The organism is Pelagicoccus sp. SDUM812005, from assembly GCF_031127875.1.
Taxonomy (GTDB): domain Bacteria; phylum Verrucomicrobiota; class Verrucomicrobiia; order Opitutales; family Opitutaceae; genus Pelagicoccus.
The window spans coordinates 379,416-394,898 of the sequence record NZ_JARXIA010000002.1 but is presented as its reverse complement, the minus strand read 5'-3'; the positions used below and the strand labels follow the sequence as shown (position 1 = coordinate 394,898).

General features: G+C 58.3%; 16 protein-coding genes and 1 tRNA gene. 13 read left to right on the top strand and 4 right to left on the bottom strand.

Going from position 1 to position 15,483, the window contains the following annotated elements; genetic code table 11:
- Positions 1 to 7 precede the first annotated feature (7 nt).
- A tRNA-Asp gene (locus tag QEH57_RS05180) sits at positions 8 to 84 on the top strand.
- Between the two features lie 258 nt (positions 85 to 342).
- Here QEH57_RS05180 and mqo read toward each other — a convergent pair.
- Both mqo and QEH57_RS05170 read right to left on the bottom strand, forming a co-directional pair.
- Complete coding sequence (gene mqo, locus QEH57_RS05175) at positions 343 to 1,845, bottom strand: malate dehydrogenase (quinone) (RefSeq protein ID WP_309005619.1); 1,503 nt, start codon at positions 1,843 to 1,845, stop codon at positions 343 to 345.
- 53 nt (positions 1,846 to 1,898) lie between these two features.
- The gene (locus QEH57_RS05170; protein WP_309005618.1) at positions 1,899 to 2,663 is read right to left on the bottom strand and encodes a DeoR/GlpR family DNA-binding transcription regulator; all 765 of its coding nucleotides are present in this window, start codon (positions 2,661 to 2,663) and stop codon (positions 1,899 to 1,901) included.
- Between the two features lie 119 nt (positions 2,664 to 2,782).
- On the opposite strand from QEH57_RS05170, the gene QEH57_RS05165 reads away from it, so the two are divergent.
- The 12 genes from QEH57_RS05165 to QEH57_RS05110 are packed head-to-tail and all read left to right on the top strand — an operon-like array spanning position 2,783 to position 11,496.
- A complete protein-coding gene (locus QEH57_RS05165; RefSeq protein ID WP_309005617.1) occupies positions 2,783 to 3,457 on the top strand; it encodes a phosphate propanoyltransferase in 675 nt (224 codons plus the stop codon).
- Between the two features lie 42 nt (positions 3,458 to 3,499).
- A complete protein-coding gene (locus QEH57_RS05160) occupies positions 3,500 to 3,769 on the top strand; it encodes a BMC domain-containing protein (protein ID WP_309005616.1) in 270 nt (89 codons plus the stop codon).
- 51 nt (positions 3,770 to 3,820) lie between these two features.
- Positions 3,821 to 4,099, top strand: a complete 279-nt coding sequence (locus tag QEH57_RS05155) for a BMC domain-containing protein (protein WP_309005615.1) — start codon at positions 3,821 to 3,823, stop codon at positions 4,097 to 4,099.
- Positions 4,100 to 4,141: 42 nt separating this feature from the next.
- On the top strand, positions 4,142 to 5,326 hold the full coding sequence (locus tag QEH57_RS05150; RefSeq protein ID WP_309005614.1) for an acetate/propionate family kinase: 1,185 nt from the start codon (positions 4,142 to 4,144) through the stop codon (positions 5,324 to 5,326).
- 42 nt (positions 5,327 to 5,368) lie between these two features.
- Complete coding sequence (locus QEH57_RS05145; protein WP_309005613.1) at positions 5,369 to 5,671, top strand: BMC domain-containing protein; 303 nt, start codon at positions 5,369 to 5,371, stop codon at positions 5,669 to 5,671.
- A gap of 12 nt (positions 5,672 to 5,683) precedes the next feature.
- The gene (locus tag QEH57_RS05140) at positions 5,684 to 5,998 is read left to right on the top strand and encodes a EutN/CcmL family microcompartment protein (protein ID WP_309005612.1); all 315 of its coding nucleotides are present in this window, start codon (positions 5,684 to 5,686) and stop codon (positions 5,996 to 5,998) included.
- Positions 5,998 to 7,440, top strand: coding sequence for an aldehyde dehydrogenase (locus QEH57_RS05135; RefSeq protein WP_309005611.1), 1,443 nt, complete (start codon positions 5,998 to 6,000; stop codon positions 7,438 to 7,440). Before QEH57_RS05140 ends, QEH57_RS05135 begins: the two co-directional genes overlap by 1 nt.
- Positions 7,437 to 7,712, top strand: a complete 276-nt coding sequence (locus QEH57_RS05130) for a EutN/CcmL family microcompartment protein (protein WP_309005610.1) — start codon at positions 7,437 to 7,439, stop codon at positions 7,710 to 7,712. Before QEH57_RS05135 ends, QEH57_RS05130 begins: the two co-directional genes overlap by 4 nt.
- A complete protein-coding gene (locus tag QEH57_RS05125; RefSeq protein WP_309005609.1) occupies positions 7,709 to 8,008 on the top strand; it encodes a EutN/CcmL family microcompartment protein in 300 nt (99 codons plus the stop codon). Before QEH57_RS05130 ends, QEH57_RS05125 begins: the two co-directional genes overlap by 4 nt.
- Positions 8,009 to 8,042: 34 nt before the next feature.
- Positions 8,043 to 9,185 carry a class II aldolase/adducin family protein gene (locus QEH57_RS05120; RefSeq protein WP_309005608.1) on the top strand — a complete coding sequence of 381 codons (1,143 nt, stop codon included), beginning with the start codon at positions 8,043 to 8,045 and terminating at the stop codon, positions 9,183 to 9,185.
- Positions 9,186 to 9,244: 59 nt separating this feature from the next.
- Positions 9,245 to 10,255: a malate dehydrogenase gene (locus QEH57_RS05115; RefSeq protein ID WP_309005607.1), complete on the top strand. Its 1,011-nt coding sequence runs from the start codon at positions 9,245 to 9,247 to the stop codon at positions 10,253 to 10,255.
- A gap of 56 nt (positions 10,256 to 10,311) precedes the next feature.
- A complete protein-coding gene (locus QEH57_RS05110) occupies positions 10,312 to 11,496 on the top strand; it encodes a zinc-binding dehydrogenase (protein ID WP_309005606.1) in 1,185 nt (394 codons plus the stop codon).
- Positions 11,497 to 11,665: 169 nt separating this feature from the next.
- Here the strand turns inward: QEH57_RS05110 and QEH57_RS05105 are convergent, their stop codons facing one another.
- Positions 11,666 to 13,537 (bottom strand): ABC transporter ATP-binding protein, encoded by a 1,872-nt coding sequence (locus QEH57_RS05105; RefSeq protein WP_309005605.1) that lies wholly within the window; start codon positions 13,535 to 13,537, stop codon positions 11,666 to 11,668.
- Between the two features lie 37 nt (positions 13,538 to 13,574).
- The gene (locus QEH57_RS05100) at positions 13,575 to 15,425 is read right to left on the bottom strand and encodes an ABC transporter ATP-binding protein (RefSeq protein WP_309005604.1); all 1,851 of its coding nucleotides are present in this window, start codon (positions 15,423 to 15,425) and stop codon (positions 13,575 to 13,577) included.
- Positions 15,426 to 15,483: the final 58 nt, after the last annotated feature.

Here is a 15,483-nt window from a genome sequence, read left to right as displayed (position 1 = left end):
ACGCCACGGGGTAGTAGCTCAGTTGGTTAGAGCGCCTGCCTGTCACGCAGGAGGCCGCGGGTTCGAGTCCCGTCTATCCCGCCACCGTGAAAAAACCGTTCCTTTCGGGGGACGGTTTTTTTTGTGGTTTATAACCAAAAGCAGTGGGATTGGCGTTTGCCTTTAGGGCAGTTACGGTGGGAGACGAAGCTCAAAGAGCGAAGGCTGCTTGCGACGTGCCGCAGATTCCTGCTCTAATATCTTGCATCGCGGCATGGCGCGAGCGCCAGCCCTGCGTTGGGGGAGGGACGCAAAAAAGCCGTTCTTCGCGGGCGAAGAACGGCTGGAAGGTTGCTGGGCTGGCTAGCAGAGCTTTAGCGATTGGAAGGCTTGCTGGCTGAGCTCCTTCTGTCTCTGGGACAGGCTGGGCTTCGTTAGGTCTTCGTCGTAGGATGGGATCATCTCTTTCATGATGGCGTGTCCTTCCGGCGTTGCGAGGCGGTCGGAGAAGCATTTTTTGACGACTTCGAGTATAATGTTTGTGGATACGGAAGCGCCGGGGGAGGCTCCGAGGAGGGCGGACATGGACTTGTCCGCCGCGGTGAGAACTTCGGTTCCGAAGTGGACGATGCCGGCGTCGCCGTCTTCCTTTTTGATGGCTTGCACGCGAATGCCGGCGTCGATCAGGTTCCAGTCCGACTCCTTAGCATCAGGGAAGAAGGCTTGGAGCTCCTTCATGCGGGTGGTCATGCTTTGGGTGCCTTGCTGGACGAGGTAGCGCACGAGCGGGATGTTGTGGAGGCCGACCTTGATGAGCGAGGCGATGTTGTCCATGCGGATGGATCGTGGAAGGTCGCTTGCTTTGCCTTCGACGTGCAGGAACTTGGTGGTCCAAGCGGCGTAGGGGCCGAAGAGGAGGGCTTTTTTGCCGTCGATGATGCGCGTGTCCAGGTGGGGAACTGCCATGGTGGGGGCGGCCCCGGGGGACATGCCGTACACTTTGGCGACGTGCTTTTCGACGATTTCGGGCTTTTCGCAGATGAGCCATTGGCCGCCGATGGGGAAGCCGCCGAAGCCTTTGGCTTCTTGCATGCCTGCTTTTTGCAGGAGCGGAAGGCTGCCGCCGCCGGCTCCGATGAAGACGAATTTGGCGGTGTTTTTGAAGGACTGGTTGGTTTTCAGGTCCTTGATGGTGAGTTCCCAGCGTCCGTCGTCTTGCTTGTTGAGGTCGGTGATCCGGTGGCTGGTGGCGTAGCCGCAGCCTTCTTGCTTGCCGAGCCAGGTGATGAACTTGCTGGCGAGGGCTCCGAAGTTGACGTCGCTTCCGAGGTCCATCTTGGTGGCGGCGATGGGGGTGTCGTCGCGGCCTTCGAGGAGGAGGGGCGCCCACTCGCGAATGACCTTTCGGTCTTCGGTGTACTCCATGGCGTCGAAGAAGTGGTGGGCTTGCATCTGGCGGTGGCGCGAGCGCAGGAAGTCGACCTGCTCTTGCCCGTAGACGAAGCTGATGTGGGGGACCGGGTTGATGAAGTCGGTGGTGTTGTCGATCATTCCCGTGCGCGCCGCGTAGCCCCAGAATTGCTTGGAGTGTTCGAACTGGTGGAAGATTTCGATGGCCTTGGAGACGTCGACTTCGCCGTCGGGGCCGTAGTCCGGGGTGTAGCTGAGTTCGCAGATGCCGGCGTGTCCGGTGCCCGCGTTGTGCCAGCCTTTGGAGGCCTCCTGCGCGAATTCTTCCGTCATCTCGTAGAGCTGGATGCGCAAGCTGGGATCGAGCTTCTTGAGCATCGCTCCGAGGGTGGAGGACATGATGCCGCTACCGATTAGGACAACGTCGGGGTCTTGGATGTGTTGAGAACTTTTCACTGTTATAATTTAGAGATATTTGAATTACGAATTTTCGAAACGTTCTTGGTGCGTTAGTCGGCGTAGACAATCTGGGCTCCGCTTTCCTCAAGTGTAGATAGAAGGGGGTGGGCGGCGTCCTTGGTTGTGACAAAGGTGTTGATTTGCTCGCACTGGGCGAAGAAATAAGTGGAGGAGGCCCCGAGCTTGGTGGCGTCGGCCAGCAGGATGGCGTTGGCGCAGCGGGGGATGACGAAGTCCTTGATGTGGGCTTGGGCCTCGTTGACTTCGCTGATGCCGCGGATTTCGTCGACGCCGTTGCCGGAGAAGAAGGCTTTGTCGACGCGGTAGCGGCGCAGGGTTGCGATGGTGGCGGGGCCGATGAAGGAGTGGGATTGGCGGTCGAGCACGCCGCCGGCGATGATGATTTCGATCTCGGGGTAGGGGGCGAGCTCGGCGAGCACCAGCGAGGAGTTCGTGATGACGGTGGTGCCGGCGAACTTTTGGGGATGGGAAGTGAGTTGGAGGGCGGTGGAGCTGGCGTCGATGAAGATGCGGTCGCCCGGTTGGATGAGCTCGGCGGCCGCTCTGGAGATGCGGCGCTTGGGATCGATGTTTTGGATGCTGCGTTCTTCGAAGGAGCGGTCCTTGTTGAGGTGCTGGCTGGCCACGGCGCCGCCGTGGGTGCGCTGGAGGCGGTGCTCCTTTTCCAGCTTTTCGAGGTCGCGGCGGATGGTTTCGTCGGTGACTTCCAATTGCTGCGCGAGATCGACGGTGCGCACGCTCCCCTCCCTTTCGAGAAGTTCTATGATAACTTGGTGTCTATTAGCCGCGATCATTTGTGGGAAAATCTGTGATTATGTTGGGAATTTTGGATTTTAGGGTTGATAGGTCAAAGGAAAAGCAACAAAACCAAAATTAATCCACATTTGGTGTTCATTTTTCCCCATTTTCCAGCATGCAAGGTACTCAAAATTTAAATGCCCTCGAAGAGATCGTCCGTCAGAGCGTCTATCGGCAGCTAGGCTTGGATAAGTCGCCGGCTGCGACGGCGCCGAACAAGCTGTTGGTGAACATCAGCGCTCGCCACTGCCACCTTACGCAAGAGGCGGTGGAAATCCTGTTTGGGGAGGGGCATCAGCTCACTCCTAAGAAGTGGCTGTACCAAGACGGGCAGTACGCGGCGGAGGAGGCGGTCACCTTGATCGGCCCGCGCAGCCGCATCATATCGAATCTCCGTATCCTCGGACCCTGCCGCAACATCAACCAGGTCGAAATCGCTTATACAGACGCACGTGCGCTCGGGTTTGACGTTCCCGTTCGCCAGTCTGGAGATATCGAAGGTACGCCTGGTTGCATGCTAATGGGGCCGAAGGGTTACTTTAAGCTCGATAAGGGAGTGATCCGCGCGGCGATCCACGTGCACATGTCTCCGGAGGACGCGGCTCACTACGGCGTGAAGGACAAGGACTTCATGCAGTTGAAGGTGCATGGCGAGTGTGGCCTGACTTTCGACAAGGTCTTCGTTCGCGTAAATCCGGACTTCAAGCTCGAGGTTCACCTCGACACCGACGAAGGCAACGCTTGCGGACTCGACGAAAACACGATCTGCGAGCTGAAGAAAATCAAATAACCGTAACCAAAATTTAAGTACAACAATTAACCCATATAAGTCATGAGTGAATCAATCGGAACAATCGAAACCAAGGGCTTCGTCGGCAGCGTCGAAGCGAGTGACGCAATGAGCAAGGCTGCTGGCGTAGAAATCGTTAAGCAGGTGCAGATCGGCGGCGGTTTCCTGACAGTCATCGTCAAGGGCGATGTCGGCAGCGTAAAGGCTGCTGTTGAGGCGGGCGCGGAAGCGGCCAACCGCGTAGGCGAGCTCGTTAGCTCCAACATCATCGCGCGTCCACACAACGATCTGCTTAAGCAGTTCGGCTTCTAGTCCGCGGGACAGACGCACGTTTACTATAACATTTAAAAGAGATTTATACACATGGCTTCACAAGCACTAGGAATGATCGAAACGAAGGGCCTCGTCGCTCTTATCGAAGCGAGCGATGCCGCTCTCAAGTCCGCCGACGTCACTATGACCGGTTGGGAAAAGGTTGGCAGCGGTTTGGTCTGCGCCATCTTCACTGGCGACGTCGCTTCCATCAAGGCAGCGGTTGACGCAGGCGCCGAAGCGGCTAGCCGCGTTGGCGAAGTGGCAGCGGTACAGGTGATCGCTCGTCCGCACGACGACCTCAGCAAGCTCGGTAGCTTCATCGGATAAGGTATCCGTTCGATAGATACGACTTCCTCCAACGAAATCGGCGTGAAAATTCTGGTAGCCAACTTAGGTTCAACATCGTTCAAGTACTCTTTGTACGAGGGCGATGACTCTGCTCTAACGCTTGTAGCCCGTGGCGGTTACGAACGCGTGAGCGACTATGGGGAAACCATTCGTGACGCCATCTCTTCGATGAAGAAGGATGGGCATATCGATTCGGTGGACTCGATTGACGCGGTTGGATTCAAGACCGTTCTCGGTTTCGAGAAGACTGGCTGCGTAGCGGCGGACGATTCGGTGATCGCCGATCTTCGCGCTTCCGCGGAGTTGGCTCCGGCTCACAATCCGGCCTACGCGAACGGCATCGAGCAGTTTGCCAAGGAAATGCCCAACGCCCAGCTCGTGGCTCTCTACGAAACGGCTTTCTACCAGTGGGCGTCCAAGCCGAGCCGCCGTTATGCGGTGCCCAAGGCGTGGTACGAAGCGGGGGTTCGTCGCAACGGATTCCATGGCGCGAGCCACAAGTACGTTGCCGAACGGTCTGCGGAGCTCTTGGGACGCGAAGACGTCGCGGAGCAAGTGCGAGTCCTCTATCAGAAGGATCAAGTCGAACTCGAAGGTAAGCCCCTGCGCGTCGTTTCCTGCCATCTCGGCGGAAGCAGCTCGGTGACGGGCATTCGCAATGGTGTCGCTATCGATACCAGCATGGGGCTCAGCCCGCAAAGCGGTCTCCCGCAGAACAATCGCGTGGGCGACCTCGATTCCATGGCCGTGACTTACGTCATGAAGAAGCTTGGCCTGAGCATCGAGGAAGTTGAGCGTCAGTTGACGAAGGAGTCCGGTCTACTCGGGCTTTCCGGTAAGAGCAACGACGTGCGCGATATTTGGGCAGCAGTGGATGCTGGCGACGAAGATGCAACGCTCGCAATGGATTCACTCGTGTATGCGATCCGTCAATACGTCGGCTCCTATATGCTGCAGCTCGGAGGCCTCGATGCTCTCGTCTTTACCGCTGGTATTGGCGAGAACGATACGCGAGTCCGCGAACGCGTTTGCCAAGGCCTTGAGGATCTCGGCCTCGAGCTCGATCTCGAAAAGAATGCGGTCACGCGGGGCGAGGAAACTTGCATCAGCGCCGCGAACAGCCGGATCAAAATCTATGTGATCCCAGCCAACGAGGAACTCGTGATCGCTCGCGAGACCAGTCGTTTTCTATCTCACAACAAGTGATCAAACCTCACGAAAAACTCTAAAAACAAAGCAATTATTATTATGAAACAGGCAATCGGAATTCTCGAAACTAAAGGTCTCACCGCTCTCATCACTGGAACTGACGCAATGCTCAAGTCCGCAGACGTACAGATCACTGGTCCTGTAAAGAACGTAGGCAGCGCCATGGTAAGCGTGACTGTCGAAGGCAACGTAGCGGCTGTGAAGGCGGCGATCGAATCCGGAGTAGAAGCAGCTCAGGCTGTTGGCGAAGTCTTGAGCGCGCACGTCATCGCTCGTCCTAGCGAAAGCCTCTCTGCCGTTATTCCTCAGGCAGCTGCAGCGAAGAGCCGCGCTACTAAATAGAGACCTTAGGCCATGTTTGTTGCCAAGGTTATAGGCCAAGTCGTTGCGACCAAGAAGGAGGAAACTCTGCGCGGTCGTCGGCTTGCGATGCTCCGCCCCTTGCTAGCGGACCCAGACAATCCGAAGAAATTCCTCGAGGGGAGCAACACGATTGTCGCGGTCGATACGCTAGGGGCAGGTACCGGAGAGGTCGTACTCTTCGTGCAGGGCAGCTCTGCCAGGCAAGTGGATGGCCTGAAGTCAGTACCCGTGGATGCCTCCATCATCGGCATCGTCGATTCGGTCAGCGTGCTGGGCGAAGCAACCTACCAAAGCGGAAGTAAGTAATGAATCAGCAGATTATTTCAGCAGTGGTGAGCGAAGTGCTCGCCAAGATCAAGCAAGAGAATCTCGGCGGGAGCGTAGCGGCGCCCGCAGTGGTATCGCGTCCTTCGAAGCGTATGGGCGTTTTCGACACAGCGGAAGCAGCAGCCCAGGCCGCTCGCAAGGGACAGGAGCAACTTCGCCGGAAGGGGATCGCCACTCGCGTGGAGATCGTCAACTTGGTAAAGAGCATCTGTACCGAGAAGGCGGACGAGTGGGGTAAGCTCGAATTTGCGGAAACCAAGATCGGTCGCCTCGACCATAAGATCGCGAAGCTCCTCGGTATCCAAAACATTCCTGGCATCGAGTGGCTCAATCCCTACAGCCTCAGCGGCGACAATGGGATCATGATGGAAGAGTACGCGCCGTTCGGCGTCGTGGCAGCCATCACTCCGGTTACGCACTCCATCCCGACCATCTCTGGAAACATCGTGAGCATGGTGGCGGCGGGTAACGGCGTTGTATTCAATGCTCACCCAGGCGGGGCGGCTTGCGCGGCGGAAGCGATCGCGTTCTTCAACCAAGCCATCTACAACAAGACTGGTATCGAGAATTTGGTTACGATCATCGAGAAGCCAACCATCGAGTCCTTCAACGATCTCTGCAAGTCTTCCTATGTCGACTTGATGTGCGTGACGGGCGGTCCTGCGGTTGTGAATGCAGCGATGCAGAGCGGCAAGCGCGCGATTTGCGCCGGACCGGGCAACCCTCCAGTGGTTGTCGACGAAACGGCAGACCTCGACCATGCGGCTCGTTCCGTTATTCTCGGTGGCGGCTTCGACAACAACCTGCTCTGTATCGGAGAGAAGCAAGTCTTCGTGGTGGACTCAGTCCACACCCAGTTCATGGAAGCCTTCAAGCGTGCGGGCGCTCACTTCCTGCCGCGCGAAAACATGAAGAAGCTGGCCGGCGAAGTCTTCACCTACAAGGAAGATGGCGGCGGTTGTTCGCATCCAGTATTGAATCGCGACTACGTTGGCGCGGATGCGACTAAGCTTGCGCATGTAGCAGGCACGAGCGCTCCAGCGGGTACGGAAGTTCTCTTTGGCGATTGCCCAGGCGACTGTCCGTTCGTGGAAGAGGAACAGATGATGCCGGTCATTCCCGTGGTTCGCGCCAAGAACGTGGACGAAGCGATCGAGCTCGCCTACCAATCCGAGCACGGCTACCGCCACTCCGCGATCATGCACTCCAAGAACTTGGACAACCTGACCAAGATGGGCCAGAAGATGGACTGTACGTTGTTCGTAAAGAACGGTGCCAGCATCGCCGGTCTCGGTATGGGCGGCCATGGATACGCCAACTTCTCCGTCGCCACCACGACGGGCGAAGGGATCGTGACGACTCAAACCTTCACGCGTAAGCGTCGCTGCGTGATGGTCGATAGCCTCAACATCATCCGGTGATTCTCGGTCAGATAGTCGGAAACGTGACCTCTGCGGTATGTCATCCAGGTTTGGATGGCATCCGTATGCTCCTGTGCGAAGTCTTGGACAGCCAAGGCCAGGGCACGGGGCGCATTATTGGCACGGCCGACTGGATTGGCGCGGGCGACGGCGATACGGTATTGATCAACGCGGACGGCGATGCGGTGCAGGTCTACGCGAAGAACCCCGAAGCTCCCTTGCGCAATGTCGTGATGGGCATCGTGGACGAACTGGAAGGGAAGGGCGCATGAGATTCGGCAAGGTAATCGGACGCGTCGTGCTCGGCCAAACTCTAGAGTCCTTGGCAGGGGCCCGCTGGCTTATGGTTAAGCCATTGAGCCGTGCCCAGTTCAAGGATACGGAAAGCAAGGAATCTTCCGCAGATCCGGCTCTCGTCGTTTACGACAAGCTGGGAGCCGGGCTCGGGGACGTTATTGGATTTACAGAAGGGGGCGAGGCGATGCTCCCGCTTCCACGAGGCACGCCAGTGGATGCCTACAGCGCACTCATCGTCGATCGTATCAATTTTTTCGGTACGAAATCTTAATTTTAAACAACAAACATTTCACACACATTCTGCTATGAAAAAAGTACTCACAGAAAGCGACATCGAAGCCCTCTTGGCTCAGGGCAAAGGCGCTGACGCGATCCCGGCCGGAACCATCCTCACCCCTTCCGCCAAGGACCGGCTCAAGCTAGCAGGCGGCACGGTCGCTAAGCGCTCCTCCTTCTCCAAGCCAGCTGCGGCGTCCGCTGCTCCAGCAGGTAATGTGACGATGAGTGACAACGAGTTGTTTGGCGTACCCGTTATCCCGAATTACGAATACACGTGGACGCCGGGCCAGGACCCGAAGACACGCGACGAGATTCGCGCCTTCTACTTTTCTCCAGAGATCACTACCATTCGCGAAAACATGGCCCTGATGGGTAAGCGCATGTGGGAGCGCGAGTACACCGACGGCAACGGCGGAAACTTGACGGTACGCGTAGGCGACAATCTCGCTCTTTGTACGCCAACTCTGATCTGTAAGGGATTCATGAAGGCGGACGACATGGCTTTGATCGATCTCGATGGTAACCAGATCGCCGGACGCCTCAAGCGCACCAGCGAGGCCATGACTCACCTCGCTATCATGAAGCGCCAGCCTAAGGCCAAGGCTTGCTGCCACGCTCACCCGCCGCACGCCACGGCTTACGCGGTAGCGAAGGTTCAGCCGCCAACGTGTTTGATCCCGGAAGCGGAAGTATTCCTCGGCCAGATCGGTGTCGCTGAGTACCGCACCCCAGGCTCTCCGGAGAACGCCGAGGAAGTCGGCACCGTAGCGATCGACCACATGTCCGTTCTCATGATCAACCACGGTGTGATCACTTGGGGTAAGGACATCGAAGACGCTTACTGGAAGATGGAGAACACCGAGTCTTATTGTAAGACGGTTTGGGTCGCTTCCATGCTCGGCAAGAAGCTCGACCCAATCAAGGCTTCCGAAGCCAAGACGCTGATCGAGCTCCGCAAGTCGCTCGGTATGGACGACAAGCGCGAAGGCTGGAAGGAGTGCGAACTCTGCGACAACTCCGACTTCCGTCCAGGATTCTTCACTGATCGCGATGGCGGCGCCTGCCAGGTAGCCTGCGGTTGCGATTCCGGATCCAGCTCCAGCATCGCGGATGCGGAAGAGTTGGTGAAGACCATCACCGCTGAAATCCAGAGCCAGCTCGGCAAGTAGCGAAAGCTCGCTTGCTGAGATCCCCCCAAAAGAACCTTAGAACAAACCCAATTGAAACGATGAATACCTTCTCTTCTAAGAAAGAACCGATCCGTGTAGCTGTTACCGGAGCCGCAGGAAATATTGGATACGCATTGCTCTTCCGTATCGCTTCGGGAGCTATGTTCGGTCCGAACCAGCCTGTCGCTTTGAACCTCATCGAAATCGAGCCTGGCATGAAGGCTCTGGCTGGGGTTGCCATGGAGTTGGACGACTGCGCGTTTCCGTTGCTTACGGAGATCGTTCAAACCGATGATCTGAGCGTAGGTTTCAAGGATGTCGATTGGGCTTTGCTGGTAGGTTCCGTGCCGCGCAAGGCAGGAATGGAAAGAGCGGACCTGCTTGGCATTAACGGCAAGGTATTCATTGGACAGGGCAAGGCGATCAACGATAACGCGAAGCCAAGCGTGCGCGTGCTCGTGGTAGGCAATCCGTGCAACACGAATGCGCTGATCGCCATGAAGAGCGCTCCGGACATCCCGAACGAGCAGTTCTTCGCCATGACGCGTCTCGATGAGAACCGCGCCAAGACTCAGCTCGCCCAAAAGGCAGGCGTACCGGTTAAGGAAGTTTCCCAGCTTTGCGTTTGGGGTAATCACAGTCCTTCGATGTATCCAGATTTCGAGAACGCGAAGATCGGCCGCCAGAAGGTGACCGACGTAATCGCCGACCAATCTTGGTTGCGCGATACCTTCGTTCCCGTGGTCGGCCAGCGCGGCAAGGCGATCATCGATGCCCGCGGCGCCTCTTCGGCAGCCTCTGCGGCAAATGCGGTGGTTGACACGGTGCGGGATCTCTCGGCTCCGAGCCACGGCGAGATCCACAGCGTTTGCGTCGTTTCGCATGGCGAGTACGGAACGCCCGAAGGCATTATCACTTCCTTGCCGATCCGAGTGGACGGCGCGGGACAGTGGCGCGTAGCGGAAGGTGTAAAGCTTTCTGAATACGCGAAGGAGAAGATCGCTGCTTCCAACAAGGAGCTGCTCGAAGAACGTGAAGTCGCTTTTGGCCAGTTGGGTCTGAGCTACTAGTTTGTTTTCCTGCGGGTTCGGTGGAATCTTCTGAAATATCGCGTATCGTTCACGAGGTGCTCTCGAGCAGAGGCTTGGTGAGCTCCGCGTCGAGCCAAGTCGACGAGCCGGAGGCGTCCGTGCTTGGCGGCAAGACGGGGCGTGCAGCGGTCTTGGTCGAACCGCGGAAACTGGAAATTCGAGAGTTTCCGCTGCGCGAGATCGGCCCCAAGGAGATTCTCGTAAAGGTGGAGGCTTGTGGCGTCTGCGGCACGGATGTGCACTGCTACAAGTCCGACCCGTTTGGGTTGACGCCAAACGTCTTGGGCCACGAAGGCACGGGCGAAGTTTTGCAGGTCGGTTCTGAGGTCAAGATGGACAGTGTCGGCAAGGCGGTGAAGGTGGGCGACAAGATTGTCACTAGCTTGATGGAAACGTCGCCGGACTGCCTGATCGCCAAGTACAACCCGGCCAAGGCGAATCTGAGCGACGACCTCAAGGTTTACGGTTTGCTTCCGGACGAGCCCGACAACCATTTCAACGGATACTTTGGCGAGTATCTGATCATACGTCCCGGCTCGTCCTTTTTCGTGGTAAACGACATGAGCGTCGAACTGCGTTGCTTGATCGAGCCGGCGGCGGTCGTGTGCCACGCGTTGGAGCGTGCCAAGAGTTGCGGCGGCAACCGTTTGAATTTCCGTTCGCGGGTCGTGGTGCAAGGTTGCGGACCGATTGGCCTGTTGATGATTGCGGTGCTGCGGACGCAGGGCGTGAACAACATCATCGCTCTGGACGGCAATCCGGATCGGCTGGAGATGGCCCGTTCGCTCGGCGCGGACGAGTTGATCAACTACAAGGAGTATTCCGGCATCGACGAGATCGCGGATAAGGTGCGGAGCCTGACCAAGGGGCTTGGCGCTCACTGGGGCTTTCAGGTTACAGGCGTGCCGTTGGCTCACGCAAATCTCTACAAGCTCATCCGGCGCGGCGGCGGTATTTGCGAGGTCGGACACTTCGTGGACGGCGGTGAGTGCGCTATCAATCCGCACCGCGATATTTGCGCGAAGGAGATTACCTTGGTTGGTAGCTGGGTGTATAACAGTTTTGAATACCCGAATGCCTACCACTTCCTGCAACGGGCGGAACGTATCGGTTTGCCGGTGACTTCCTTAATCACCCACAAGTTTCCCCTCGATCAGATTGACGAGGCCTTTCAAGTCAACCTGCGCCAGGAGGGCGTGAAGGTTGTGGTGGAAGTGTGACGCGCTAGAATTTGTTTAGGTCGTACATTGCGATATGGGGGGTGCTTGGACGTGGGTCGTCCAGGCACCCTTTGGCTTTTGGGGGGATCGTAGCGCCGAGCTTTAGCCGGCGTCCCCGGAGAGTTGATCCTGCACTGCGGTCGCTGGCTGAAGCTCAGCGCTACGATTGTCAACCGGCTTCCAGGGCTTGCTCTTCGCCCTCGCGGCGGAACTGGTTGACGTAGAGTTCGTAGTAGTGGCCGCGCTGGGCGAGCAGTTCCTGGTGGGTGCCTTGCTCTTCGATCTCTCCTTTTTGGATGACGAGGATCTGGTCGGCAGAGCGGATGGTGGAGAGTCGGTGGGCGATGACGAAGCTTATGCGGCCGTCGAAGACGCGCTGCATGCCGTCTTGGATGAGCTTTTCGGTTTCGGTGTCGATGGATGAGGTTGCTTCGTCCATGATGAATATCTGCGGATCGGCCAGCAGGGCGCGAGCAAAGGAGATGAGCTGGCGCTCGCCCGTGGAAAGGCGGGCGCCGCCTTCGCCGATCGGCGTTCCGTATCCGTTTTCCAACTTCATGATAAAGTCGTGGGCGTTGACTAGGGTGGCGGCTTCGCGGATCTCTTGATCGGTGGCGCCGAGTCGTCCGTAGCGGATGTTTTCGATGACGCTGCCGTTGAAGAGGTGGGGCGTTTGCAGGACGTTGCCGAGCTGGGACTGCAACCAGGCGAGGCTGCGTTGGCGGTAGTCGAGACCGTTGATTCGAATTTCTCCAGAGGTCGGTTCGTAGAATCTGGATACGAGGCTGACGATGGTGCTCTTGCCGCCGCCCGAGGGGCCGACCAGGGCGATGGTTTGGCCGCGTTTGACGGTGAGGTTGAAGCGTTTGAGGATCTGCTCCTTGTCGTTGTAGGAGAAGGAGACGTCGGCGAATTGGATTTCGTCGATTTGGTGAGGGTGGCCGTCGGGAGCGATGGTGGTTTGATTCTGCGCGCCTTCCGCGGGCTGAAGCTCCGCGCTGCGGGTAGCTATCTTTTGCAGGACTTCGGGGGAGTCCTTGATTTTGGGTTCGGTGGCGAGCAGGCCCATGACCCGTTCGCCGGCGGCTTGGGCTCCTTGGATCTCGGCGAGGATCTGGGCGATTTGGTTGATGGGTTGGAAGAAGTTGCCGGCGTAGCTGATGAAGGCGACGAGAATGCCGAGGCTGATGCTGCCGCTGAGCACGTTGAGGCCGCCGTACCAGAGGGCGAGTCCGGAGCCGAGGCTTCCGATAAGCATGACGATGGGCAGGTAGATGGCGCTGAAGAAGGCGCGGCGCACGGAGGCGGAGTACATGTCGGTGGACATGCCTTCGAACTCGCTGAGGTTTTCGGTTTCGCGGCCGAGGGTCTTGGTGGTTTTTACCCCGGCGATGCCTTCGTTGTAGGAGGCGGTGATGCGGGCGTTGTGCTTGCGGATCTGGCGGGAGGTTATGAGCATCTTCTTTTGGAAGTAGATGCTGATGGCTAGGAGCGGGAGGAGGGTGGCCAGTACGATGAGGGCCAGTTTCCAATGCAGGATGAGCATGGTGATGGACATGGCTGCAACGAAGAAGCTGCCCCATAGGATGTCGAGGAAGCCCCAGGCGAGGATGCGTGAGAGGCGGTCGCAGTCGGCGGTGAGGCGGGAGATGAGCCAGCCGGTGGGTTGCTTGTCGTAGAAGGAGAACTCGAGCTCTTGCAGGCGCTTGAAGCAGTCGCGCTTGATATCGAAGGCGATGTGGTGGGATATGCCACCGGCGCAGCGGATGAAGACGTAGACGAGTGCGGCGAGGGTGAGGGCGAGGCCGAAGTAGGCGCCTGCGATGGGTATCAGGTCTTTGGGTACGCCGCCGTTTTGCACGACGTCGATGGCTTTCATGGTGACGATGGGGAAGGCGGCGTCGATGAGGCTGAGGACGAGAGCGCTGGCCATGAGCGGGAGGAGGAGCCGCTTGTGGTTGAGGGCGAAGCGGAAAATGCGTCGCCACAAATCGAAGTCGATCTTGGTGGCGAGTGCTTCGGTGTCGGGTGGGTGGGTCATGGTGGGCTGTGAGTTGGATGTTCGGGCGCGGCTCTTCCTAGCTTTTGGTTTCGACGGCGAGGGTGGCTTCGAGTTGGGTTTGGATGGTCCAGAGGCGGCGGTAGAGGCCGTCTTCGTCCTTGAGGCTTTGGTGGGTGCCGGACTTGGTGATCCTGCCGTTTTCCAGGACCACGATCTTGTCGGCGTGGGCGAGGGTGGAGAGACGGTGGGCGATGACGATGGTGGTTTGTTTGCCGTGGCGCTGCTGCAGGGCGGAGATGATGGAGGACTCGGTTTCGTTGTCTACGGCGCTGAGGGCGTCGTCGAGCAGGAGGACGGGAGGCTTGCGCAGGAGGGCGCGCGAGATAGCGACTCGCTGGCGCTGGCCGCCGGAGAGGGTGATGCCTTTTTCGCCGATCTCGGTGTCGTAGCCGTCGCTGAAGTTTTGTATGGTATCGTGGATACAGGCCATGTTGGCGGCTTCTTCGATGTCGGCCTGCTGGGCGTCGCTGACGCCGAAGCGGATGTTGTTGCGAATGCTGCGGGAGTAGAGGAAGGGCTCTTGCAGGACGACGCCGAACTGGGCGCGCAGGTAGGCGCGGTCGAGTTCTTTGATGTTCATGCCGTCGATTTGGATGGAGCCGCTGTCGCAGTCGTAGAAGCGGAGCAGCAGGTGCATGAGGGTCGTTTTTCCGGAGCCGGAGGGCCCGAGGATGGCGAGGGTTTCGCCCGGTTCGATTTGCAGGTTGATGCCTTCGACGGTGGGGTCGGTAGGGTGGTGGGCGAAGGTGACGTCCTGGAAAGCGATGCGTCCGGTGGTGGGCTGGTTCGGGGCCAGCGTGATGCGGTCGCCTTCGGTTTCGAAAGGTTGGGTAAGGATTTCGTTGATACGTTGGAGGGCGACGGCGGTTTTTCCGAAGTCGGTGAGGATGCGTCCGATCATGCGTACGGGCCAGAGTACCATGTTGAGCAGGGCGAGGAAGGCGAAGATGGTGCCGATGGATACGCTGCCTTGCAGGGCGAGGTAGGCGCTAGCGATGAGGGCGATGCCGATTTGGGTGAGGCTGGCGATGTCGGCCACGGACCAGAACCAGGACATGATCTTGATCAGCTTGATGCTGGAGTCACGGTATTCGGTATTGGGTTTCTCGAACTTTTCGATTTCGAAGTCGTGGCGTCCGAAGGCGCGTACGACGCGGATGCCGGTGAGGTTTTCCTGGACGACGGAGGTGAGGCGGCCTTCGGCTTCGTCGACCTCGGTGAAGAGGTGTTTCACCTTCTTGATGTAGAGGTAGCTGTAGAGGATGATGACCGGGATGAGGGCCATGGACGCTATGGTGAGGCCGACGTGCATGGAGAGCATGATGGGGAGCACGGTGGCGATGAGGACCAGACCGCGACCGATTTCCACGATATGGGCGGCGAGGAAGATGCGGGTGGTTTCGACGTCTGAGGTGCAGCGTTGCACGAGGTCGCCGGTCTGGGTTTGGTCCAGGTGGCGGTTGCTCATGCGTTGGATGTGGTCGTAGAGCTGGTCCTTGAGGCGTTTGCAAATGCCGTCGGAGGCTTTGGCGGCGGCCAGCTTTTGGTAGTAGTTGAAGAGGCCGCCGAGGGCGGCGAAGGCCAGCATGGCGATGGCGGGCAGCCAGAGGTTTTGGGTGACGAGCTCGGGTCCGCCGATGAGGTCGATGACGCGGCGCAGGAGGGGCTCCTCGTGGACGGGATCCTGGACGAGGGAGTAGTCGATGGTGGCGCTGCCGATGAGCGGGACGACGAACTGGAAGGCGGTGGCGGCGAAGAGGGCGAGGGCTGCCCAGAGGTACATGCCGCGAAAGCCGGCGATGAGGGTCCAAACGAGCTTGGGTCCGGACAAGGTTTTGCCGGAGTCGTCGTGTAGTTTTAGAGTCATGGTCCGCGAAGAGTTGGAAGAGTTGTTTTGAACGATGAACGCTACGGTTCGGCTTCAA